Genomic DNA, 24,165 nt, shown 5'->3' on the forward strand with positions numbered 1-24,165 from the left:
TAGCCAATGACTTTTAATCGACCGATAGCAGTCGATGGTCAGAGGTTGCGTAGGGTCCAGAGTGTGTAAAAACGTACGTCGAGGTGCATCACATCCAGCTAGCAAGCTGGGCCAACCGGCGGAACGCTCTGACGATACCTCGATGTAGTGTGTGTTGTGGGCTTCAAAACCGCTAAGAAACCGTTCGCGCGCGCGCACTGGATCAAATCGCCCAACACGCTCCAGACTTTCGCGCATAGCCTCAATTCGAATGGCTACAAGATTGTCCAAGTCGCGTTGTTGAGCCAGGACCAAAACGACTGGGGAATTTTGATTGGAGAGAAAATCGACAAGCTCAAAGCTCAGATGAAAGAGTTACGCGGTTTTACACACTCTGGGCCAATAGGAGACACCCGAAAAGCACCCTTGTGGCCAATAGCAAACTCTTGTGATTATCCTGCGACCCTTCGTCCAGACTTACTCGAGGGTGCATCTCAAGTTCAGGATCGCTCGCAGTTTCATATGCGCGACGTCCCGCCTTAATATGAGTCAGCTGAAAGGGCGCATAAGGGGCCTTTGGCAAGAAACCTTTTAACCAAGATTTGGTTTGAGGATTTCCCACGCCTCGGTAGTAAAGCGGTAGCTCTTGTCTGCTTGAAAAACAATCACGCCTTCCTCAGCCAGTCTCTTCAGTACTTCACGCACACTGACAATCGTCAGATCAACAGAACACGACTCTAAATAGGCACGCACCCCACACACACCGATTGCGCGTCCCTCCAGCGTGGCCAAGACCAGTGCGTTGATGACTTTAATACGGAAAAGACTCGTGCGCAGTCCATGGAAACGGAGCAGCTCACGGATATGACCGTTCGCACTGCGATCAGACACGAGGGTCAGTGGATGGGTCGTTGCCTGGAACGGACGACGTTTAACTACGGAGGACAGGTCGTGGTTTAACAACTTGCAAATACTCCTGTTCAGGAATGCAGGTCAGGGCAGCAACGCTCAATAGTCGCTACCCCTTCCCGTCCTTCTCAAAAATCGACCGTGGCCGATAACTGCAAGGTGCGCGGATAACCAGGCGAAAACGCGCCGTAGGAGGCGACACCCGACCAGTACTCACGATCGAACACGTTCTGTACGGTGGCGCGGAACGTCGTCGGTCGACCTTCGATTTTGGTGGCATAGCGCGCGCCGACATCGAAGCGAGTCCAGGAATCCAGCTCTTGGGTGTTTGCTTGATTGACGTATTGGCTGTCGGTGTAAATTGCACCGCTGGTGAGGGTAAAGCCCTCAAGCCAAGGCGTGTCCCATTCCGCCCACAGGTTGGCTTGCACGTCTGGCACGCCTACCGGTTTGTTGCCGCGATTTGCGGCAGTGGCCGAATCGGTCAACTCGCCATCGAGCAGCGTCACGCCCCCCATCAAGCGCGTGCCCGGTGCCACTTCGCCGAACATGCTCAACTCGATACCGCGGTTACGCTGTTCGGCTTGCACCGAAAACACGTTGCCGGCGCCGATTTCGCCACTCGGTTTTTCGATCTGAAACAACGCCAGCGTGGTCATGAACGTGCCGTGTTCATACTTGACGCCGATTTCATGCTGCTTCGATTCGTAAGGTGCGAACGTCTCGCCGGCGTTGGCCGCCGAGCCCGGTGCGATATCGCCTTTGCTCAGGCCTTCGACGTAGTTGTAGTAGAGCGAAACGTCTTCCCAGGGCTTGACCACCACGCCAACCAGCGGGGTCGTGGCACTGTCGTTATATTTCGAGCTGACCGAGCCTGCCGCGTTGTAATTACGTGACTCGATGTCTTGTCGACGCACACCCAGGGTCAACTGAAAGCGGTCATCAAGCATGGACAGCGTGTCGGTCAACGCGACACCGGACAAATCCGATTCGGAAATGCGCAGCACCTTGGGCGAGTTGATAAATTGCTTGGGCACTTCCACCGGATGGTAGATGTTCGAACGCACTTCAGTGCCGTTGTTGATCCCTCGGGACAGCTCATCCTGGTACTGGGTCGCCATCAGCGTCGTCGTGTGGGTGACGGGACCGGTTGCGAACACTCCGCGGATCCCGACGTCGGCGGTAGAGCGGTCGACGTTGAATTTGTAATACCCGGGAATGTTGCTGGTATCGCCGGCCTCATTGATGATTCTCGGCACCTGGTCGGACATCCGCTTGACGTCTGACTTGCCGCCCCCCGCATGGGCAAACACGGTGACCGCATCACTCAGGTCATATTCGCCGCCCAGCAATGCCGACTGCTCTTTCGTATCTGACCAACCCCAGTCCTGCGACACATTGGTCCGGCCATTGGGTGCGGAGGGAATATCAATGCCAGGCGCGACAGTGAATGGCCTCGACGGTGCATCGAAGCTTTCTTTCTGGCTGATGTAATCAAGGTTCAAGCGCAGACGTTCGCCTCGATAATCCAGCGCGATGGCACCGATCCCCAGGTCTCGGTGCTGATCATCAACGGCAGTGTCACCGCCTTGCAGGTTGCCGTTGAAGCGCACGCCAAACTGGTTTTCTTCACCAAAGCGCCGGCTGACATCCAGATGACCACCGACTTGGGAGTCCGAGGCGTAACTGGTGGTAAGACGGGTCAGGTCTTCGTCCAGTGGACGTTTGGGCACGATATTGATCACACCACCGACGCCGCTGTTTGGCGAAATGCCGTACATCAGGGCGCCCGGTCCCTTCAGCACTTCGACACGCTCGGCATAGTCGGTGAATACCCGGTAGTTGGGCGCCACGCCATACACGCCATCGAACGCCAGTTCGCCCAGGTTGCCTTCACCGACCGGAAAGCCACGGATGAAAAACGAGTCTACGATGCCACCCGTCTGCCCGGTGGAGCGTACCGAAGGGTCACGTTCCAGCGCATCGGCCACGGTCACCGTTTGCAGGTCGGCCAATGTCTTGGCGGTGTAACTGGTCACGCTGAACGGAGTGTCCATCACGTCTTTGTTGCCCAGCATGCCCAGTCGGGCACCGCGCGCAACCTGGCCACCGGCGAAAGCTTCCGGCAATGCGGTCGGACCGCCGTAGCGGGCGTTGATGTCAGTGGTACCGAGGGTCAGCGTATCCGTGCTGTGTTCGGCCGGTGTCGCGGCCGGAATGTTCGAGGTCTTGTCAGCGGCAACGTCCTGTTGCTCGGGGGCGGCAGCCCAGGCGTTGGCGCTTCCTGCGACCAAGACAAAATTCAGCATGGCGGTACGAATGGCGAGTGTTAACACGCGCTCACCGCAAGGACGACTGACAACAGGCATGACGTGAGGATCCTTTTCAAACAGGGAAAATGGTAATCACTCCTATTGCCAGTCGATATGCGAAAAAGTATCACTCTCAGTAAATTTTTTTTGCTGCTGTGCTGCCAACGCTAGGCATACAGGCGTTCCAGCGGTATCGCGATCACCGGCAGCGCCGGGTCAAACGCGTGCCGGGTGGTCTTGTACGGAAAGATCTCACCCCGGGCAATTGTGGTGAAAATCCGCGCCACTTCGAACGCCTGCCCGGTCTGCCAATGCCGCACACACACCCGCGGATCGGTGTAATCGAGCTGGATGCAAGGCACCCTCTTCAATCCCAATTGCAATGCCGCGTTGAACCGGTGATTGCCGTCCATCACGATGCCCTGCGAGCGCTCGACGATAATCGGCTCCAGCCAATGCCCCGCTCGTACTATCGACTCGCGCAGCAACGTCACGTTGGCAGGGTCGACCTGCTCGGACTGCAGCACTTCACACAGCGGCCGCAATGCAATCTGATAACCGTGTTCCATGGTTGATCTCCTGATTCGCCGGGGCTTCAGCAAGCGTCTGCGTTGGCAATCGGCGCGTATTGGCGGGCCACATCGAGCAGACGCTGGGCGTGTTCGATCAGCGGCAGATCAACCATCTCGCCGTCCACTTGCACCGCATGACTGCCCGTGGCCACGGCCCTCATCACACGATCGGCCCACGCCAATTGTCGCGAATCCGGCAGGAAGGCGCGCTGAACCGTGACCAGTTGCGAGGGATGGATGCACAGCTTGGCGCCGAACCCCAACGAACGCGCGTAATGGGAGTCCTTGGCGACCACCGCCAAATCGCTGATCGCCGGCGTGACGCCGTCGATCGGCGACGGTAAATCCCCTGTGCGCGAAGCCAGCACGATGCGGTTTCGGGCGAAGAGAAACGCTTCGGGAATCTGGCTGCAGTTGATATCCAGAGAGAAATCCAGTGAGCCGAAAGCCAGGCGTGCCATTCCTGGAATCGCGGCAATCGATTCCACCTGCTGCAAACCTTTGGCCGTCTCGATGATCGCGATGATTTTCAGTTCCGGTTGCCACTTCAGCAAACGTTCGACGACCTGGGCCATTGCCTCGGGGCATTCTGCCTTGGGCAGGAAAATTCCGTTGCAACGCTCGGGATAGCGCATGTCGCTTAACCAGGTCAGGTCTTGGCGAAAGAGCGTGCTGCTGACGCTATTCAGGCGGATGTAACGATCGCAGGAAACCCTCGGCGTGCTCTCCTGCCATGCCCAGATGGCTGCCCGGGCGGCGGCTTTGCTGTCCGGATGAACGGCATCCTCGAGGTCGAGAATGATGGCGTCAGGCCCCGCTTCGACGGCTTTGGAAAAACGTTCGGGGCGGTTGCCTGGCACGAACAGGTAGCTGATCGCGGGTGGAGTTTTGCTGCTGAGTCGATTGGATGTCATGGCGTTACTCCTTGGCGTGAATCGTTGTGAATCTGGAAAAAAATCAGGCCCTGTCAGCGGCGAAATTCCGCGCCTGCCTGTGGCTTCTCGTAACACCCTGTAACGCCTTATCCATCAAGGTATTACGGGGTTTTTTTAAATAAGACGAGCGCGTACTTGAGCGTGTAAATACACGTTCATTCATTCGCCCTGCGCAGGTCGTTATTCAAAAATATTTGAAAACCTTACTTGATAATCGTTCCCGTTCGCAATATTGTTCACGCCGCCAAGAGGAACTATCCTCGCTTCAAAGCACGTCATCAGTAGCAATGGGCACTACTTTCCGGTAATGGCACATGAGTGTCATTTACTGGTCACTTACACAGGCTGGCTATCAACTGGTGGCCAATCAGAACATCCGCACAAACCTTATGGAATGGGGTTCTCATGCAATTGTTTTGTGAACCATTTATTACGATCCGCGCTATAAATCCATCTTCAGGTTTCGCGCGACATCCGCCTCCGACGCCTTTAAAAACTCGTAACTGACGAGCAAAAATACTGTTTCCATCGATAACTGCTTGTTGTCGAATATCAATGGCCACGTTCTATTTCGAGCCAAAGGGTTAACGATGCCTGCCATTAATACGCAGCCTGTTGAACAGCGAATTGAAGTTCATCATCCCGAGATGCTAAAACCGCTTATCGACCTTGTTATTACCACATTAATCAACCATTTTCCGGGCAAACTTTCAGATCTGGTCAAACAATATGGCTCACCGTTAAATCTGGTCTGGCCACATGCTTTCGAGTTGAATACCAAGGCGCTGCAAACGGTGTTGAAGCAGCACAATGTGCGTCACGCCATCTTCTACGGCGCCAAGGCCAACAAGTCCCAGTGCATGCTGAGCGCTGCGGCGAATTCGGGTATCGGTGTCGATGTTTCGAGCATTCATGAGCTGGAGGCAGCGCTGCGAGCCCGTACGCCAGCGGCAAAGATCTGCGCGACCGGCCCGGCCAAAACGGCCGTTTTTCATCAAGCGCTGATCAGCGCAGGTTCACTGATTTGTGTGGACTCGCTGGAGGAATTCGATCACCTGAAAGCAGTGATCGAATCCCTGCCACACCCCGCAAAAGCACGGGCTTTACTGCGCTACAGGCCTGCAAGCTGCCCCAAGAGCAGATTTGGAATGGGCTTTGAGGACTTGCTTGAATGCCTTCAACGGCTGGCCAGGCAACCTGATAATTTTCACTTCGAGGGTTTCCATTTCCACTTGGGCGGTTACGGATTCGAATCCCGTGCGCAAGCCTTCCGTGAGGTCACCGGGTTTGTCGAGGCAGCCCGTGAAATGGGCTTGAATCCGCAGATGATCGACATCGGCGGAGGCCTACCGATTCGTTACGTCGAGCCTCAGGCCTATAGTCGATTTTTACAGAACGAGAATAAACCTGAGCATTATTACAACCATGTAGTGCCCGACTCTTATTATCCCTATGGCAGTGAGCTGACAGCGCCTCAATGGTTGACATTATTCCTCCAGGCCGACCATTCGCCCGGACTGTCTATTGCTAACTATTTGAACATGCAAAAAATAACGCTGGCACTGGAGCCCGGCCGAAGCCTGGTGGATCAGGCGGCTATTTCATTGTTTCGCGTCACACGTACAAAAAAACTGGCCGACAACAAAATCGTCATTTTTGTTGAAGGCAGTAGTTTCAGCGCCTGTGAAACCTGGTTTTCATCGGAGTACCTCGTTGATCCGATACTCATCAGCACAAACGAACTACCGCACACACCGACGCAAGCTTATATCGCTGGACATAGCTGTCTGGACGATGACGTCATTACCCATCGCCTGATCAACTTTGGCACCACCCCCCACGCAGGCGATTTGTTGATTTACGTTAATACTGCCGGTTATCAGATGGACTTGCTGGAAAACGAGTTTCATCGCCATCCCCTGCCCCGGCGCTTGATGGCGACCTGTTGTACGGAAGGTAACTATGCATTTTCACCTGACTACTAAAGGGAATAATTGAAATGATATTGAATAAAGTTTCTGATCTTATTGGCAATACGCCAATGTTGGGTATTGATGTTCCGGATACCGACGCCAGGCTGTTACTCAAGATTGAAAAGAACAACCCCGGCGGCAGCATCAAAGACCGCATGGCACGGAACATGGTGCTGGCGGCACTCAAGTCCGGGCGCCTGAAACCCGGCGGCGTCATCGTCGAGTCGTCGTCCGGCAACACCGGCATTGGCCTGGCCATGGCCGCCGTCGAATTCGGCCTGCAGTTTATCGCCGTGGTCGATCATCACGCGGCTCAGGACAAGATCGCAGTGATGAAGGCGCTGGGCGCCGACATTCGATTCGTTAAAGGCACCTATCGCGAAGACGAAGTGGCGGTGGTCGAGCGCCAACGGCTGGCGGCTGAACTCGCGACCGACATTCCCGGTGCCGTGTTCATGAATCAATCCGACAACGCCGCCAATGCGGGTGGTTACAGTGATTTCGTCCGCGAAACGATTGCTCAGGTGCAAGGCTCTATCGGTGCCTACGTCGGTTGCGTCGGTACCGGTGGTTCGATGACCGGTATCGCCCGTGGTTTGAAACTGCACAATCCCGACACCGTGACCGTTGCGGTGGAACCGGCCGGGTCCATTGTCTTTGGTCATCCCGGCTATCCCTACTATCAGTCGGGCACTGGCACCCCGGCCGGTGACACGGTCGGCCTGGTGCTCGACTACAGCTGCATCGATCTGGGCGTGCAGGTCACCGATTCCCAAGCCTTCGAAACCGCCCGCTACATCGCCCGAAACCTGGCGCTGTTGGTGGGTGGCTCGACCGGCGGTGCAATTTTCAAGGCACTGGAGCTGATCCACAAAGGCGTGCTGACCGGCAACGTGGTCGTGCCGATCGCCGATGGCGGCGAAAAATACCTGCACACCGTGTTTGACGATAAATGGCTGCAAGAACGTGATTTGCTGGATCCGAACGTCGCACCGCAACTGGATGCCTGGCTGGGCAAGACCCAATGGCTGGACTCCGTTTCCACGCCGCTGCAATTAAGCGTCGCATGACCCACCCATCACACAGGAACGCCTCTCGATGAATCTGTTGAAAGTCGCCATCTGTGGTGGCGGCAGGACCGGCCATCTCAACGCCATCCTGTTCAAGCAGCTGCCCAATGTTCAGGTTTCGATGCTTACCAGCAATCTGGAGATCATCGAACAGCACGCTCGTCACACGCCGATGCAGGCCTTGTTGCCGGATGGCTCGACACTGGACGCCCGGCTGGATCGGGTAACCACCGATGCCAGGACTGCCGTTGAGGATGCCGACATCGTCATCATCACCGTGCCCGCCCATGCCCGGCCGCAAACCTTGCAGGCCATCGCACCGCATTTGAGTTCGAGCAAACCGGTGTACGTCGGCGCGATTCCGGGTTTTTGCGGTTTTGACTGGCTGGCCGAGGCCGCGCTGGCCGATCGCCCAAACCTGGTGATCTGGGGGATGAAGGACGTCCCGCACACCGCATTCGAGCTTACCCCCGGGCGCTCGATCAAGATGGGCGGCGGTAAAAGCCGGTTGTATGTGGCGACGCATGCTCGGGAGTCGCAAGAGTCCCGTCAACGGCTGCAGGAAATGCTCACCGCGTTGTACGGCCCTTGCGTGACGATGCTCGACAATTACCTGGAAATAACCCTGACGCCGGGCAACCCGATCATGCACAGCTCGGTGATCTACGGGCTGATCGGTCCCTTTGGCCAATGGCATCGCAAAATCTTCCCGCAACGCATGTGCTGGTGGACCGAGTGCCCGGAACTGGGGGCCTACTTCCTGGAACGCATGGATCAGGAAAGCCAGGATCTGTGCGCCGTCATCAGCCAGCGCATGGGCATCGACCTGTCATCGGTCAAATCCTTGAAACAAGAAATTGTCGAGGCCTACGGCGAACAGATCCGCGACCAGAGCAGCATGCTTTCGATTCTGCGCACCAATCAGGCCTACAACGACATCCTTGCCCCCATGGTGCCAGCCGACGGCAACCGCGCCGGCTACGTGATCGAACGCGAGAGTCGTGCCTTCAACGAAGACGTTGCCTACGGCCTGGTGCTGCTGGTGGAAATAGCCAAACGCTTTGAACTGAAGGTGCCCTACATCGAGGAAGTCTTGCAGTGGAGCGTTGCCTACATGCAAGGCCTGCGCGATTCGGCGCTCGACTACTTCCCAAGCCACTGGCCACGCACGGCATGAGCCGTGGGCTTGATCTCTTTCTTTAATTTTCGACGAGCAGACAGCTGATATGGATGACTTCAAGACACTGATCGCCTACTCCCGCAAAAACGCCATGCGACGCTTGATTCGTTGCCTTTTTGCGGAAAACATCCTCGATCGTTCGGCCCTGAGCTTTTCCGCTGAAGGGAACCAGGCCACCTACCCGCTGAAGGATGCCCGCGCCCACCTGTTTTTCTCCGACATCGCCAAGGGCCCGGCCGATACCGTGGTCAATGACGGTGATGTGGTGCTGTTGACAGACGAAGGCGTACGCCAGGTGATCACCAGCCATCAGGATATGTTGGATGTGTTGCGTGACAGCTTCGACTTCAAGCCGACCGACGAAGGCGTGGCCGGGCTCAAGGCCGACATGGAAAACAGCCTGACCAACGACGCCCACGCCCGTCAGCATCGCCAGCAATGGAACGAGCGACTGGAGCAGGCTGCCAGGGATCAGGGTCTCAACAGCTTCACCGACTACCTGCGCCAGCATGCCAATACCAAAGACGCCGCCATCCTGCTGGACCAGTGGGGTTCACTGGAAGGCCATCCGTATTACCCGACGTGGAAGTCCCGTCCGGGCCTGACCAATGCCGAAGTCGAGCAACTGTCACCCGAGTTCAACGCTCAGGTACCGCTGCGCATCGCATCCTTGCGTACCGAGCATTCGAAAAGCGAAAGCATGCCGCACGTGACCGGTTACCACGACTGGTTCGCCAGCAACTTCCCGGCGCAATGGGAACAATGGAAAGCCTCACTCAACAGCAAAGGGCTGGATGAAACCCAGTGGCTGCCACTGCCGATTCACACCTGGCATTTGCAGGCCTATGTACTCAAGACGTTTGCTGCGGAAATCGAAGAAGGCATCCTGATCACCGACGGCCCGGACATCCAAACCCTGCCGACCATGTCCTACCGCACGATGATGCCGGTGCTGGACAATTGCGCACCGCTGATCAAATTGCCGATCGCCGTGTGGATGACCAGCGAACTGCGCAGCCTGCAAGCCAAGTCGATTCACATGGGGCCTCGCATCAGCGCAGTGATCACCAGGATTCTGGAGGCCGAAAATGGCTTCGAACAACGCCTGGAAATCTTCCCGGAAGAAATCGGCGTGCGTTATAAAAACGCGATCACCCAGGACGATAATCCCGGGCGCCATCTCTCAGTGGTCTATCGCGCCAGTCAGCAAGCGTTCGAACGCAGCGACAATTGTCTGCCGATTACCGTGGCATCACTGTTCACTCGGTTGCCCGGCAGTGGCCGGCCGTTGTTTACCGATCTGATCGAGCGTGATGGCGCAAGGGCCAATGCTGATCAGGTGGAAAGCTGGTTCCGCGAGTACGCCAAAGTGGTCACCCACCCAGTGGTAGCGATCTATCTGATGTATGGCATCGGGCTCGAAGCGCATCAGCAAAACACCATGGTGCTGTTCTCACCCGATGGCAAAGCACGTAGTCTGCTGATCCGCGATTTCGGCGATGGCAGGACTTACGCTCCGCTACTGGAAGCACGTGGCTACACCCTGCAGCCGCATGTGCAGCCGGGTATTTTGCCGACGGTATTCTCAGGCGATATCGAACCGGTGCGCATGTTCGTGCTGGACGCTGCGTTCCTGACGCATCTGCATGAAATGGCCCTGTGGTTGACCAAGGAATACGGATTGAACAACACGAGGTTGTGGGAGGTACTGCGCGAGGAAACCGATCTTGCATTCGCGGCCGTACGCGACCGTGTCTCGCCAGATCTGTGGGAAGTCGAACGTCAGGCGTTTGTGGAAGATCCATGGCCCACCCGATCGTTGTTGCGCATGCACTTGATGCAGTACTCCAACTATCGTTTGCAACACACCCTGACCAACCCGCTCGCTAGCGTTTAACCACTGAGGCTGACTCATGTCCCATGCAGGTGCCATCCAGGGTTCTAAAGTAAGAATCCTGATTTATCTTCTATTTGCGATCCAGCTTGTGTCCATGGGCGCGATGGAAATGAGTGGGCCCTTCTGGCCCGTCCACCTGCGTGGGCTGACCTCCTCGGAGTCGGTTTTCAGCTTCGCCAGCATCGCCGTGTACGTCGGGCCGATGCTGGGCATTATTCTGACCAGTGCATTCTGGGGTCGTATCGGTGATCGCTACGGCCACAAGTTGATGATGATCCGCGCCCTCGCCGGTTTATCGTTGACGCAGCTTGGGCTGGCACTCTTCAGCGACATCTGGGTCATTCTGATCCTGCGTTTTCTGCAAGGCGCTTTCGCCGGTTACATCGCGCCGGCACAAGCTTATGGCGTCAGCATTGAAGCCCCTTCGCGGCGCGCACGGCTGTTTGCCATCCTGCAGATTTCCACCAACGTCGGCTCGTTGCTCGGCGCTGTCGTAGGCGGACTGATCCTCGACTACGCGACGTTCTTCTGGATCAACATCATTGCCTCGGCACTGTGCGCTGTATGCACCGTGGTGGCGGCCGTTACCTTGCCCGATGTACCGCCGGTGAAGAAAACACCGGTCGCGGACAAAGCGACACCGGCCAGTCACTCGGGCAGCCTCTGGCAAGGTTCACCGTTATTGTCGTTACTGGGCGTGATGGGCATTCTGCTGCTGGCGCGAATGCTGCCGCAGACCTCCTTCTCGCTCTACGTCAGCTCGGTGTTCGAGGTCAGTAACTCGGTGGTCGGCCTGTGCTACGGCTTGTTGGCGCTGGGTTTCATTCTTTCCGCAACGGCCTGGTCGCGTTATTTCGAACACCGCACTCAGCAGGAAACCTTGCACCTCATTACCTACGTCGTCATCGGCTGCATCGCCCTGACCGCGGTAGCAGGTGTCACGCACAACCCCGTGGTGTTTGTCATCGCCTACTTCATCTGGGGTGTGCTGCTGGGGGCCACCACGCCAGTTCTCATGGCGCTGATCTCGAAAACCGCCGATAGCTCACAACAGGGTCACGTGCTGGGGATTGCCCAGGGCACCGCACAATTCGCTTCGATTGCGGGGATCTCGGCCGGTGGTTTGCTCAGCCAGGTCTATGGCTTGCAATACACCTACCTGTTTGTTTGCCTGGCCTACGGGGTGGCACTGATCCCGATTGTCGCGCTGCGTTACTGGCCTGCGCAGATGCAACCGAGTCATGCCCCGCCCGGGGATTGATCAAGGAGTCTGGCTTTGAACATTGAACAACTGCGCGCCGATACGCCCGGTGTCGCACACCTGATCCACTTCAACAATGCCGGCGCGGCACTGATGCCCGAGCCGGTGATCGAGGTCATGACCCGCCACATTCAGCTAGAGGCGAGCCTCGGCGGTTATGAAGCGGCCGGGCAACAGTCGGCCGAACTGGACAATGTCTATGGCGCCATCGGCCGCCTGATCAACGCACGGTCTGACGAAATCGCGGTGATCGAAAACGCGACCCGCGCCTGGGACATGGCGTTCTATTCGTTGCCCTTGCAACCCGGTGATGTGGTGCTCACCTCAACCACCGAGTACGCCGGCAACTACATTCCCTACCTGCAGTTGAAAAAGCATCGCGGCATTGAAATCCGCATCATCCCCAATGATGAGCAAGGCCAGGTGTCGCTGCCGGGCCTGAAAGACATGCTCGACGATGATCGCGTCGCATTGATCTCCCTGCCCGTGATCGCCACCAATGGCGGACCGGTACAACCCATCGAGCAAATCGGCGCCCTCGCTCGGGCCGCCGGCGTGCTGTTTTTGCTGGATGCCTGCCAAGGTGTCGGACAAATGCCGATCGACGTGCAAAAAATCGGCTGTCACATGCTCGCTGCCACCAGCCGAAAATATTTGCGTGGGCCGAGGGGAATGGGATTTTTGTACGTTGAAAGGTCTCTTTGCCAGAACCTGGAGCCGGCCTTTCTCGACCTGCATGCGGCGTCCTTGCTGACATCCGACACGTTCAACATTCGCGCCGACGCACGACGTTTCGAGAACTGGGAGTGCAACGTCGCCGCCAAACTGGGCCTCGGTGCAGCGGTGGAATACGCGCTGGCTCAGGGCATCGAGCCGATGTGGCAACGGATTCAGCAACTGGCCAGTCACTTGCGTCATCGACTGGCGGACATTCCGGGCATGACACCGCGGGATTTGGGGGCTATCAAATCGGGCATCGTGACATTCACCCACCAGAACAGCAGCGCCGCGCAGGTCCAGCAATGGCTGGCAGGCCAGGAAAAACGCATCAATGTCACCACCTCGACGTTCCGCTCGACCCTGCTTGATATGCAGCACAGAGACTTGGCGGAGGTCAGCCGCGCCTCACTCCATGCCTACAACACCGAGGCCGAAATCGACACGATGATCGAAGCACTGATCCGGCTGCCACGCGGCTGAGGGAGACCTAATCGCTGCTTGCGTCATAGCCGCTTTGTAATCTAGCATTGGGAATACTTCTCAATTGCATGAAAGTCTGCAGCCATGAGCGAAACCCTTTCCGCGAACAATGACGATCACCTGCGCGCGATCGAAGCCCTGTACAGCGGCCATCACGGCTGGCTGTATGCGACGCTGAGAAAAAAACTGGGGAACGCCATGGACGCGGCGGATCTGGCACAGGACACCTTCACCCGCATCCTCGCCTCCCGGGTCACTGTCATCGAACAACCTCGCGCGTACCTGAGCTGCGTGGCCAAGGGAATCCTGATCAACTGGTACCAGCGCAAGGCACTGGAACGTGCCTATCTGGATGCCCTCGCCCATGTGCCCGCTCCCGAAGTACCTTCGCCCGAATTGCGTTTCATGGTGCTTGAGACCCTGCACGAAATCGATGCAATGCTCGATTCCCTGCCGCCCTTGGTCAAACGAGCGTTCCTGCTCTCGCAGATCAGCGGCCTGAAATACGACGACATCGCCGAGCAACTGGGCGTGTCACTGATCACCGTCAAACGCTACATGAAGCAAGCCTTCGTGCAATGTCTGTTGTTGGTGGAGTAAATGCTTAGTCGCCGCCAAGAGCCGCATCCCGATCACCAAGCCCTTGAAGAAGCTGCAGACTGGCTGATGCGCTTGAGTGAGGGCGAACTCAGTGACGCTGAACGTGCCGAATGGGAATGCTGGAAAGTCAGCACGCCCGAACGGGGTCGTGCCTGGGGGCGCGCTCAATTATTGCAGAGTAAATTCGGCGGCCTGCCACCCTCACTGGCAATGTCGGCACTGGATCGCCCAAGTAGCCCGCAACGTCGCGCAGCGATGGGCAAACTGGCGATGATTCTGGCGATCCTGCCGGCCGGTTGGGGCGGTTGGAAGCTGGCAGAATCCCAGCAGTGGTCGGCCGACTATCGCACGGCTGTCGGTCAGCGACGCGAATTGACCCTGGCCGACGGCTCGTACATCACCCTGAACACCGATACGGCCATCGACGTACTGTTCGATGCCCACCAACGGCTCATCCACCTGCGCGAAGGCGAGATACTGGTGCAGACCGCTCCGGATATTTCCCCGCTGACGCGGCCTTTTCTGGTCAGCACCCGCCAGGGCCGGATGCAGGCACTGGGCACACGGTTCACCGTTCGAGAACTGCAGTCGCGCACTCACCTGGCTGTGCTGGAAGGCGCGGTGCAGGTCGAACTCGCCGACAATCGCCAGGGATCACCATTAATCATCAATGCCGGACAGCGCACCGACTTTTCGGCCGACTATTTTGGCCCGGTCACCGCCACCGATCGCTACATCGGCGCCTGGACCCAAGGCATGTTGATGGCCGACAAGATGCGCCTGGCCGACTTCGTCACCGAACTGACCCGCTATCGCCGTGGCTTCGTGCGCCTCGACCCGGCGATCGCCGATCTGCGCATTTCCGGTGCCTATCCGATCAGCGACACCCAGCGCACGTTGAACATGTTGGCACAGACCTATCCGATCCTCGTCAGCGGCCACTTGAATGGCTACTGGATCATGCTCTCTGCGGCCTGAGCCAAAAAAAGTGCACACAGGTGATACTTTTTTTGATCTCGACTGGCTACGGAGAAGAAGAATCTTTTCGTCCTGTTTATAGGCTCATCCATTCATGTTCGCTGCACGCCTCCTGCGCCCGGATCGTCAGTTCACCCCAGTTTTTCGCAGTGCGTTGCTAAGCCTTGTCCTGATCGGTGCCGTTTGCCCGTTTGCCTTGGCCGTCGTGCCCGCGCAACTGGACGCTGTCGCGGTCCGTGCTTATGACATTCCTTCCGGGCCACTCGGTGCGACCCTGTCGAGCGTCGCCGTGGATGCCGGCATAGCGCTGTCGTTCCAGCCATCGCTGACCGAAGGCCTGATCAGTCCCGCACTGACCGGCAACTACTCCACCCAGGAGGCGGTCTCCCGCTTGCTGGAGGGCAGTGGCCTGGACATGGTGTTGCGCCGCGACGGCAGCTACACACTGGTGCAGCGCCGGGTGACGCTGGATGAAACGGCCATCATCGGCACCGACAAACGTGCCGACGCCCTGCCACCCGTGTATTCCGGTGGGCAGGTCGCCAACGGCGGGCGCCTGGGCATCCTGGGCAACACCGATGTGATGGACGCGCCCTTCAGCGTCAGCACCTACACCTCGACGCTGATCAAGGATCAGCAGGCCGTCACCGTCGGCGATGTGCTGGAACGCGATTCATCGGTGCGCTCCACGGGTCAGACGGGAGGCATCGTCGACTCGTTTTTCATCCGTGGTTTTCCGGTTGGAGAAGGTAACCTCGGTGAACTGGCGTTCGACGGCGTGTACGGCGTGGCGCCCAACTACCGGGTGTTCACCGAATACGCCGAGCGCATCGAGCTGGTCAAAGGTCCCGGCGCCCTGCTTTACGGCATGTCGCCCAACAACGCTGTCGGCGGCGTCATCAACGTGGTGCCCAAGCGCTCCCTCGATGAAGACCTGACTCGTTTCACCGCCAGTTATGCCATGGATTCGCAGATCGGTGGCCACCTCGATGTCAGCCGACGCTTTGGTGAGGAACGCCGGTTCGGCGTGCGCATCAACGGCAGCACTCAGCAGGGCGACACGGCGATCGACGATCAATCCCGTCACGTCGACATCGGTGCCATGTCCCTCGACTATCAGGGTGAACGCCTGCGAACCACCCTTGACTGGCTCAACCAGAAAGAACGCTTCGACGCCGCCTCACGGCCGTTCCTGATCGCCCCGGGCGTGGACATTCCCTCCGCCGCCAATGGCCATACCAACGTGAGCCAGGCATGGGGCTGGTCCGAAACCCGTGACAAATCGGCCCTGCTCAGCGGCGAATACGACCTCAGCGACGCATTGACCGTGTTCGCCCACGCTGGCGGTGGAAAATCGGACGTCGCACGAATGTCCGACCAAACGCCGACCATCATCAACGCGGCCGGCGACACCTCATCGGTTCCCGGCTATTACAAATTCGAAGTCGAGCGTTACACCGTCGACGCCGGTGCACGCCTGCGCTTCGACACCGGGCCGATCAGTCACAGGGCAGCCCTGCAGGTCAGCCGTTATCGGGATGTACTGTCCCGGGGGATCATTTCCGGACCGCCCATCCTGTCGAATATCTATCACCCGGTGGATCGCCCGGAACCCGCCATCCCCAAGCCGGACACGCCCAAAGTGTCCGAGAGCGAACTGACCGGCGTGGCCCTCGCCGACACGCTGTCGGTGCTGGATGAGCGCATTCAGGTAACGCTCGGCCTGCGCAAACAGAACATCAACTCCGATAACTACAACGCGTCCGGCACGGTCACCACCTCTTACGACGACGGCAAAACCACGCCGCTGTTCGGTGTGGTGGTCAAACCCTGGGACCACGTTTCGTTCTATTACAACTATGTCGAAGGCCTTAGCAAAGGTGACATCGCGCCCTCCGCCGCGTCGAACGCCGGCGAGATCTTTGCCCCTTATGTCTCCCGGCAGCAGGAACTCGGGGTCAAGGTCGACTACGGCACCTTCACCTCGACACTTGCCCTGTTCCAAATCAAGAAACCCAGTGGCGAACTGGTATCCGGTGTTTTTTCGGTGCAGGGCGAACAGCGCAACCGCGGGCTGGAACTGAATGTGTTCGGCGAAGTCGCCCCAGGCACACGGCTGCTCGGTGGCGTGACCCTGCTCAATGCTGAACTGACCAAAACCGGGGTTGCCGCCAACCGTGGCAATAAACCGGTCGGCGTGCCGCAGGTGCAGGCCAACCTCTGGGCCGAATGGGATACCTCGTGGGTCGAAGGCCTGACGCTCACTGGTGGGGCGATTCATACCGGGAGCCAGTACGTGAACCAGGCCAACACCCAGCAACTGGATGACTGGACCCGCTTCGATGTCGGCGCACGTTACACCACCCGCATCGATGAACGACCGACCACGTTTCGCGCCACCGTGCAAAACGTGCTCGACCACGAGTACTGGTCGGGCGTTGCCTCCTACGGCGCGTTCTCCCAAGGCTCACCGCGTACCTTATTACTGTCGGCGACTGTCGACTTCTGAAACGTTCAGCCCGGCAGCGGTATAAGCCGTTGACCGTTCTGGCTTTTGCAAAGGCTTTGACCATGGTGACTTTTGATCGACGCAGCCACACGTTCGCTGCGCTGCTACTGGCAGGACTACTGAGCCTGGTAGTGCTTTCCCTCGCACCGCGTAGCGTGCTCGCCGCGGAAGCGGATCCGGCGCTCACCGAGGTGACCGATCTACTGGGGCGCAAGGTCAAGGTGCATTTGCCGGTCAGACGCGTGATTCTGGGTGAAGGCCGCCAGTTGTACCTGGTCGCCGCACTGGACACACAAAACCCCATAGAGCGCATCGTCGGCTGGCGCAAGGATCTGATCCAGTCGGACCCGGACACCTACGGCGCCTACCTGCGCAAATTCCCCGACATCGCAAAAATCCCCACCTTCGGTGGGTTTGAAGACGGCACCTTCGATATCGAGCAGGCCATCTCCCAGCGCCCGGACGTGATCATCCTCAATATTGAAGCGCAGCATGCCACCGAAGATGCGCGCTACATCGAGAAGCTCGACGCCTTGGGCATCCCGGTGGTTTACGTCGACTTTCGCAACAACCCGATCCAGAACACCGAGCCGACCATGCGCCTGTTCGGCCAACTGTTCGGCAAAGAGCAACGCGCCGAAGCCTTCATCGATTTTCGCAACCAGCAAATTCGCCGCGTCACCGACGTCATCGAGAAACAACACCCGCCCCGCCCCAGCGTGTTCATTGAGCGCATCGGAGGCTACACCGATGATTGCTGCCTGAGTTTCGGCAACGAAAACTTCGGACTGTTCGTCGATATGGCCGGCGGCAACAACATCGCCCGCCGCATCATTCCCACCACGTTCGGCCAGTTGAACCCCGAGCAAGTCATCGTCTCCAACCCGGCGCATGTCGTCGTCACGACCGCCAACTGGGAAGCCTTTGCACCCGGCGGCCATTGGGTCGGTGTCGGCCCGGGCGCGGACATGGCGCAAGCCAGGAAAAAACTCGCCTGGTACACCCAGCGCCCGGCCTACGCCGGTATCAAGGCTCAGGACGATCAAGCCTTTCACGCCATCTGGCATCAGTTCTACAACAGCCCCTACCAGTTCGTCGCCATCCAGCAATTGGCGAAATGGTTCCATCCGACACTGTTTGCCGATCTGGATCCGGACGCGTCATTTCGCGAATTGCATGAGCGCTTCCTGCCGGTGCCGTATGAGTCCGGTTACTTTGTCAGCTTGCGCCAGCCTGAGGTAAAACCATGAGCTCATTGACCGACGCCGTGGTCGTCCAGCGCGAAACCTATCGTCGCCTGGTGCTGCGTAAACGCCTGATTCTCCTCGGGCTGGTGATCTTGCTGTTGTGCAGCGTATTGCTCGACCTGGCGCTGGGGCCGGCGAGTTACAGCTTGCGCGAAGTGCTCGGCGCACTGTTCTCGCCAGACAGCGCTTCACCGCAAGTGCGCGTGGTGATGTGGGACATCCGCCTGCCGGTGGCCCTGATGGCCGTCGCCGTCGGCGCGGCGTTGTCGCTGGCTGGCGCCCAGATGCAGACGATCCTCAACAACCCGTTGGCCAGTCCGTTTACGTTGGGCATTTCCGCCGCCGCCAGTTTTGGTGCGGCGTTGGGGCTGGCGTTCGGTGTCGCGCTGTTCCCGCTGGCAGCGCAGTTCATGGTGCCGTTGAACGCGTTCATCATGGCCATGTTGTCGGCGCTGTTGATCCACTTTTTGAGCATGCGTCGCGGCGTCACCGCCGAAACCATCGTGCTGCTCGGCATTGCGCTGGTGTTCACGTTCAACGCGCTGTTGGCGCTGGTGCAGTTCTTCGCCACCGAGCAAGCCGTGGCCGCCGTGGTGTTCTGGACGATGGGAAGCCTGACCAAGGCCACCTGGCCGAAGCTCGGGGTGATCTGCCTGGTCATTCTGATCACCCTGCCGATCTTCGCCAAACGCGCCTGGGCCCTGACTGCCCTGCGACTGGGCGATGACAAGGCCGCCAGTTTCGGCATCAACGTGCGCAGCCTGCGATTTCAGACGCTGATCATGGTCAGCCTGCTCGCCTCGTTTCCGGTGGCCTTTGTCGGCACCATCGGATTCATCGGGCTGGTTGGCCCGCACATCGCCCGCATGCTGATTGGTGAAGACCAACGGTTCTTTTTGCCGGCCTCGTTGCTGACCGGCTCATTGATTCTGTCGGCGAGCTCTGTGGTCAGCAAAACCCTGATACCGGGCGCGATATTCCCCATCGGGGTCGTCACCTCGCTGATCGGCGTGCCGTTCTTCATATCCTTGATTCTCGGCGGGAAGAAAAATTCATGGTAACGCTTCAACTGGAGAATCTCGGTGCCCGCTACGGCCAGCGCGAGATCATTCGCGGTGTCACGACCGCGACTTTTTTCGGCGGTCAGGTAGTCGCGGTGGTCGGGCCCAATGCCGCAGGCAAGTCGACATTGTTCAAACGCATGGCCGGGCTGATCGATGGCCCCGGGCAGGTCATTCTGCAAGACTCAAAAAAAGGTGCACAGGGCATCAGCTATATGCCTCAGGGTTTGAATGCCAGTGCCCGGCTGACGGTCTACGAATCAGTGCTACTGGCGCGTAAACAACTGACACCGGGCTGGGTCGTACACGACGACGAATTGAAACTGGTCGACGAGATTCTCGCGGCGTTGGGCATCACGGGACTATCGTTCCGCAACCTCGGCGAATTGAGCGGAGGTCAGCAACAATTGGTCTCGATCGCACAAACGCTGGTGCGCGAGCCGGAAATCCTGCTGATGGACGAACCAACCAGCGCCCTCGATATGTATCGGCAGGTGCAGGTGCTGGACTTCATGCGCAAACTGGCCCGCAAACGCGAGGTCATTGTGTTCATCGCCATCCACGACCTGAACCAGGCACTGCGCTTTGCCGATCAGGTGTTAGTTATCGCGGACGGCACCACTCAAGGTAGCGGCCCAAGCAACGAGGTCATTACCAAACAAATGCTGCGCAACGTATACAAGGTTGAGGCGCGCATCGAGCAGTGCAGCCGCGGGCTGCATCACATACTCATCGACGATATCGTTTGATACTTTAGCCAGTTAAGGTCAGGTCTTAGGGTAGTAGTGCGATAGACGAAACTCGTATAGCGAAGCTTTTCAGCAGCTGATTTGTCTTCGTTATCCCCCAAACAATGGTTGAACGGAGCATCCATTCCACTTATCCCACTCCCTAAAGCTTCGCTTGCCGATTGCAGTTCTTTGCGACAGGTAGCAATCGACCCAAGCTGCCGTTGACCAAAGGCAGAAATCGACCATGAGGAGACACTTGCTGCCTGGTTTGATCGGAATCTCCATCGGCACCGGACCTTCTCATGCTGATTGTCTGCGCCAGGTGCCGGGTGATGTGCCGAACTGGCGTTTGAATGCGCGACTGAATGCAGCTTCGGATTCGTAGCCAACTGCAAAGCCGATTTGCGCCACATTACCGCGACCTTCGCGCAGGTGTTGAGCCGCCACGTGCATACGCCAGAGCGTGAGGTATTGCATCGGTGGCTGTCCGACCAATGCCGTGAATCGCTCCGCAAATACTGAGCGCGACATGCCCACTTCAAGCGCCAGGGCTTCTGCCGTCCAGCCCTCGGTTGGACGAGCATGGAGCAGCGCCAGTGCGCGCCCGATCTGCGGATCCCGCAAACCCGCCAGCCACCCGCGCCGTTCAGCGGGGAGGTTCGCGACATACTGGCTGACGGCTTCGACGAACAGTAATTCGGATAGCTTGGCGATGACCGTTGTCGAGCCGACGCGCCCCGCCGCGATCTCACTGACCGCGAAACGGAATGAGCTTTCAATCCAGGCCCCCGAAGCCGTCGCGCGCACGTCTAACTTCAATAAGGCTGGCAGCGACGAAAGCAACGGACTGAACGGTGTTTCAGAGCCGAGGAATCCGCACAATAACTGTGTGGCCTCGCCGCCCCCGCCGTACTTGATTCGTGAAATGCCGCCGACTTCCGGCGGCTGAATAACGTCGCGCGCCGACATGGGCGCAATGCTTAGATCACTGCCAAAAGTATGAATGTCGTTGCGAGGAAGCAGAATGAGTTCGCCTGCCCGTACGTCGAGGGTGGCGCCATCGTCGATTCGCAATTGCATGTGCCCCGCCGCGACAAAATGCGACGCAATGATATGCCGAGGTGCCGCCAGGAACGGTTTGCAATCGTCTGCAGAGATTCTTCCGCTGATGCACCAGGGCGCAGTGAACTCCGCCTCGAGGAAGACCCCTCCAGACAGCCGAATCACACGCAAGACATCAGATAGCGCATCCAACAATTGCCAGCCCTCCTTTCCGGAGTCCGGAGCATGTAATCAGGCGCACTGGTCATTCACCGCCTGAACTGCGAGGCCCAGATTAGCACCAACGCGGACACAGTGATCGAGGCGATCCCCAGATGCTTCACCACTGGTCATTGACTCCCGCGTTAACCGTAATTGGCCCATTCCAACTTGACCACGCAAGCCGGAGATCAATATGAACACCGCAGCGACCCTACCCAGCTCAGATTCAGGCAACGCCGCCCGTTATGCTCAAATCGTCAGATCATCGAAGAAAGCGGAATGGCAGATCGATCGCGATTTGCTACAGGACCGCAGCTTCGACTTCTCGCGCAAATTCTTGCCCGACGGACTATCGCGGATCGACCGCCTGACCTTTCTCGCCGCGGACGAGGCGCGCCTGCTCAGCCAGATTCAGGGCCGAACCTATGCGTATATCTTTGGCCTGGTCGAGCGCTTTATCAGTGCCAAAATGCTCGATCAAGGTCGGGCCCATGTCTTTGACGATCAGCTCGCACTCGAAGCGCTCGTGCGCTTTTCCAACGACGAGATCAAGCATCAGGAGCTGTTCCGGCGCATTGAGACGATGATGGGGTCGCAATTGCCAGCGGGATATCGTCAAGTTGCCGATCCAAACGATGTGGCGCGCGCGGTACTGGCGGCCAGCACCTGGTCGGTGTTGGCGCTGACCTGTCATATCGAGCTGTTTGTTCAGACGCATTACGTGCAAAGCATCGCCCCGCGCGAGGAGTTGTGCCCACTCTTCAAGGATGTCTTCAAATTTCACTGGAAGGATGAAAGCCGGCACGTCGTACTCGATGAACTTGAATGGGAGGCGGAGCACGCGAAACTCTCCCCGGCCGAGCGCGACCAGGCAGTGAACGATCTGATTGCACTGGTGGCGGCCGTCGATGGAATCCTGCAGGCACAATCGGCATCCGATGCCGACTACTTCATTCGAAATATTTCACGATCGTTCAGTGTCGATGAGACCGCGCAAATCAAAGCCTGCGTGCTGAGCGCCTACCGCTGGCAATACATTATCTCGGGCGTGCAGCATCCACACTTTGGCCGGCTGCTTACGCGCATGACAACTCCAGCACAGTTGTCCAGGGTTCAGACCGCACTGGCACCCATCATGAGCAATTGATCGACAGGGGCCGGCCGACTGCGCGTCGGCCGCGCGGCTATGGGATGACGTGCTGAGAATGATTGATTGAGGATGGCAGCCATGACGATTCCGATGTGGATGCTGCTTGGATTTGCGACCTGGACTTTGCTGCTGTTGATGGCAACCGTCGGGGTGTATCGCTGGGTCAGAATCTTGTTTTCGAATGTTCCGATTGCTTCTTTCCGAAGCGATCAGCTCGAAGGCGAGGATTGGTATCGGCGAGGGATAAGAGCGCACGCGAACTGTGTGGAAAATCTGCCTGTCTTTGGCGCCATCGTATTCGTGATTTCAGCCCTTGGTGTCGACGGCCCCGCAGTGAACTACTTGTCCATAATCATCCTGATCGCTCGCGTGTGCCAGTCTCTGGTTCACGTATCCCATGTGCAAACCGATACGTTCGTGGCGGTTCGGTTTACCTTCTTTTGCGTGCAGTTGGTCTGTTTTCTCGCGCTCATTGTTGTAGCCGCTTATTACGGCGTATGAAGACCCAAACCAGGGGCGATTTTTTCGTACAAACCCTGCACCGTGCTCACGCCAGCAGCTCGGTGATCCACCGGGCCTGCCGGGTGATGTCTTGCACCTTTTCTTCCGGCACGGCCTGCCGTGCACGGGCGAAGTGGGTCAGGGTCTTCTGCTTCTCGCGCAGTATGCGCTGCCACTTGATCAGGAACGCCGGGCTGCGTGCCTGCATCTGCAGCGGGCCGAAGTACAGCTCCTCGGCGGTGTACGTCACAGGCCCGGCGCGCTCGGCGACGATGATCTCGTAGTCGAAACGGTTTTCCCGCAGCAGTTCCTCGCAGAGGATGCGGTAGCCATTTTCCATCAGCCATTGGCGCAGTGGCTGCTCGCCGCCATTGGGCTGCAGAATCAGGCGCTCCTGGCCGCTCAGGCGCGCCTTGCCGCTGTCGAGGATGTCGCGGATCGTCTCGCCGCCCATGCCGCAGATGCTGATCGCCGTGATCCCGTCTCCCGGCTCGATCGCCGCCAGGCCATTGGCCAGGCGCACGGTGATCCGCTGGTCCAGGCCGTTCTCGCGCACGGTGCGTTTGGCCGAGTGGAACGGCGTCAATGCCACCTCGCCGGCCACCGCCGCCACGATCGCGCCACGGCGCATCAACGCCACCGGCAGGTAGCCGTGATCCGAGCCGATATCGGCCAGGCGCGCATCTGCTGGCACATGCGCCGCTACACGCTCCAGGCGCTGGGACAATGTCTGTTCGTTCAACCGCCGTTCCTTTTTCAGTGTCCGCATCAGGTCGATATCAGCAGGTAGCCCAGGCAGGCTGCCCCGCCGGCAGAAATTATAGGCTGTTTAGTTTT

The 24,165-nt window shown here is 58.3% G+C and carries 20 protein-coding genes and 1 pseudogene; 14 read left to right on the top strand and 7 right to left on the bottom strand.

The annotated features are described in order from the left end of the window. Nucleotides 1–123 precede the first annotated feature (123 nt). The 5 genes and pseudogenes from ACSQ87_RS21115 to ACSQ87_RS21135 form a co-directional block, all read right to left on the bottom strand. A pseudogene (locus tag ACSQ87_RS21115) lies at nucleotides 124–294 on the bottom strand (GNAT family N-acetyltransferase); the annotation flags it as partial. A 276-nt stretch (nucleotides 295–570) separates the two neighbouring features. After that, the gene (locus ACSQ87_RS21120; RefSeq protein WP_436274316.1) at nucleotides 571–942 is read right to left on the bottom strand and encodes a fe2+ zn2+ uptake regulation protein; all 372 of its coding nucleotides are present in this window, start codon (nucleotides 940–942) and stop codon (nucleotides 571–573) included. Nucleotides 943–1,016: 74 nt separating this feature from the next. Next, nucleotides 1,017–3,257 (bottom strand): TonB-dependent receptor, encoded by a 2,241-nt coding sequence (locus ACSQ87_RS21125; RefSeq protein WP_436274317.1) that lies wholly within the window; start codon nucleotides 3,255–3,257, stop codon nucleotides 1,017–1,019. Between the two features lie 110 nt (nucleotides 3,258–3,367). Then, nucleotides 3,368–3,769, bottom strand: coding sequence for a ParB N-terminal domain-containing protein (locus tag ACSQ87_RS21130; RefSeq protein ID WP_223430540.1), 402 nt, complete (start codon nucleotides 3,767–3,769; stop codon nucleotides 3,368–3,370). A 26-nt stretch (nucleotides 3,770–3,795) separates the two neighbouring features. Further along, nucleotides 3,796–4,686 (bottom strand): HpcH/HpaI aldolase/citrate lyase family protein, encoded by an 891-nt coding sequence (locus tag ACSQ87_RS21135; protein ID WP_436274318.1) that lies wholly within the window; start codon nucleotides 4,684–4,686, stop codon nucleotides 3,796–3,798. Nucleotides 4,687–5,297: 611 nt separating this feature from the next. Between ACSQ87_RS21135 and ACSQ87_RS21140 the strand changes: the two genes are divergently transcribed. The 12 genes from ACSQ87_RS21140 to ACSQ87_RS21195 all read left to right on the top strand — a co-directional run bounded on the left by ACSQ87_RS21140 (nucleotide 5,298) and on the right by ACSQ87_RS21195 (nucleotide 20,432). Beyond that, nucleotides 5,298–6,692 carry a Y4yA family PLP-dependent enzyme gene (locus ACSQ87_RS21140; RefSeq protein WP_436274319.1) on the top strand — a complete coding sequence of 465 codons (1,395 nt, stop codon included), beginning with the start codon at nucleotides 5,298–5,300 and terminating at the stop codon, nucleotides 6,690–6,692. A 14-nt stretch (nucleotides 6,693–6,706) separates the two neighbouring features. Beyond that, nucleotides 6,707–7,750 (top strand): PLP-dependent cysteine synthase family protein, encoded by a 1,044-nt coding sequence (locus ACSQ87_RS21145; RefSeq protein WP_436274320.1) that lies wholly within the window; start codon nucleotides 6,707–6,709, stop codon nucleotides 7,748–7,750. Between the two features lie 28 nt (nucleotides 7,751–7,778). Continuing rightward, on the top strand, nucleotides 7,779–8,927 hold the full coding sequence (locus ACSQ87_RS21150) for an NAD/NADP-dependent octopine/nopaline dehydrogenase family protein (protein ID WP_223430544.1): 1,149 nt from the start codon (nucleotides 7,779–7,781) through the stop codon (nucleotides 8,925–8,927). A gap of 49 nt (nucleotides 8,928–8,976) precedes the next feature. After that, nucleotides 8,977–10,827 (top strand): IucA/IucC family protein, encoded by a 1,851-nt coding sequence (locus tag ACSQ87_RS21155; protein ID WP_436274321.1) that lies wholly within the window; start codon nucleotides 8,977–8,979, stop codon nucleotides 10,825–10,827. 16 nt (nucleotides 10,828–10,843) lie between these two features. Beyond that, the gene (locus ACSQ87_RS21160) at nucleotides 10,844–12,088 is read left to right on the top strand and encodes an MFS transporter (protein WP_223430546.1); all 1,245 of its coding nucleotides are present in this window, start codon (nucleotides 10,844–10,846) and stop codon (nucleotides 12,086–12,088) included. A 15-nt stretch (nucleotides 12,089–12,103) separates the two neighbouring features. Beyond that, a complete protein-coding gene (locus ACSQ87_RS21165) occupies nucleotides 12,104–13,288 on the top strand; it encodes an aminotransferase class V-fold PLP-dependent enzyme (RefSeq protein WP_223430547.1) in 1,185 nt (394 codons plus the stop codon). An 84-nt stretch (nucleotides 13,289–13,372) separates the two neighbouring features. After that, the gene (locus tag ACSQ87_RS21170; RefSeq protein WP_223430548.1) at nucleotides 13,373–13,888 is read left to right on the top strand and encodes a sigma-70 family RNA polymerase sigma factor; all 516 of its coding nucleotides are present in this window, start codon (nucleotides 13,373–13,375) and stop codon (nucleotides 13,886–13,888) included. After that, entirely contained in the window at nucleotides 13,889–14,866 is a 978-nt protein-coding gene (locus ACSQ87_RS21175; RefSeq protein WP_436274322.1) for a FecR domain-containing protein, read from the top strand. 94 nt (nucleotides 14,867–14,960) lie between these two features. Further along, nucleotides 14,961–17,375, top strand: coding sequence for a TonB-dependent siderophore receptor (locus ACSQ87_RS21180; RefSeq protein ID WP_436274323.1), 2,415 nt, complete (start codon nucleotides 14,961–14,963; stop codon nucleotides 17,373–17,375). Between the two features lie 62 nt (nucleotides 17,376–17,437). Further along, the gene (locus tag ACSQ87_RS21185; protein WP_436274324.1) at nucleotides 17,438–18,625 is read left to right on the top strand and encodes an ABC transporter substrate-binding protein; all 1,188 of its coding nucleotides are present in this window, start codon (nucleotides 17,438–17,440) and stop codon (nucleotides 18,623–18,625) included. After that, nucleotides 18,622–19,683 (top strand): FecCD family ABC transporter permease, encoded by a 1,062-nt coding sequence (locus ACSQ87_RS21190; protein WP_046046860.1) that lies wholly within the window; start codon nucleotides 18,622–18,624, stop codon nucleotides 19,681–19,683. The genes ACSQ87_RS21185 and ACSQ87_RS21190 overlap by 4 nt, the downstream gene beginning before the upstream one ends. Further along, nucleotides 19,677–20,432 (top strand): ABC transporter ATP-binding protein, encoded by a 756-nt coding sequence (locus tag ACSQ87_RS21195; protein ID WP_223430552.1) that lies wholly within the window; start codon nucleotides 19,677–19,679, stop codon nucleotides 20,430–20,432. The genes ACSQ87_RS21190 and ACSQ87_RS21195 overlap by 7 nt, the downstream gene beginning before the upstream one ends. Before the next feature lie 282 nt (nucleotides 20,433–20,714). Here ACSQ87_RS21195 and ACSQ87_RS21200 read toward each other — a convergent pair whose 3' ends face one another. After that, entirely contained in the window at nucleotides 20,715–21,671 is a 957-nt protein-coding gene (locus ACSQ87_RS21200; protein ID WP_223430553.1) for an AraC family transcriptional regulator, read from the bottom strand. 199 nt (nucleotides 21,672–21,870) lie between these two features. Between ACSQ87_RS21200 and ACSQ87_RS21205 the strand changes: the two genes are divergently transcribed. After that, nucleotides 21,871–22,824: a diiron oxygenase gene (locus tag ACSQ87_RS21205; RefSeq protein ID WP_436274325.1), complete on the top strand. Its 954-nt coding sequence runs from the start codon at nucleotides 21,871–21,873 to the stop codon at nucleotides 22,822–22,824. Nucleotides 22,825–22,905: 81 nt separating this feature from the next. After that, entirely contained in the window at nucleotides 22,906–23,328 is a 423-nt protein-coding gene (locus tag ACSQ87_RS21210; RefSeq protein ID WP_223430555.1) for an MAPEG family protein, read from the top strand. Nucleotides 23,329–23,374: 46 nt separating this feature from the next. Here ACSQ87_RS21210 and ACSQ87_RS21215 read toward each other — a convergent pair whose 3' ends face one another. Next, on the bottom strand, nucleotides 23,375–24,070 hold the full coding sequence (locus tag ACSQ87_RS21215) for a tRNA (adenine(22)-N(1))-methyltransferase (protein WP_436274326.1): 696 nt from the start codon (nucleotides 24,068–24,070) through the stop codon (nucleotides 23,375–23,377). Between the last annotated feature and the right edge of the window lie 95 nt (nucleotides 24,071–24,165).

Source organism: Pseudomonas sp. LjRoot277 (assembly GCF_964253845.1).
In the GTDB taxonomy this organism is placed as follows: Bacteria; Pseudomonadota; Gammaproteobacteria; order Pseudomonadales; family Pseudomonadaceae; genus Aquipseudomonas.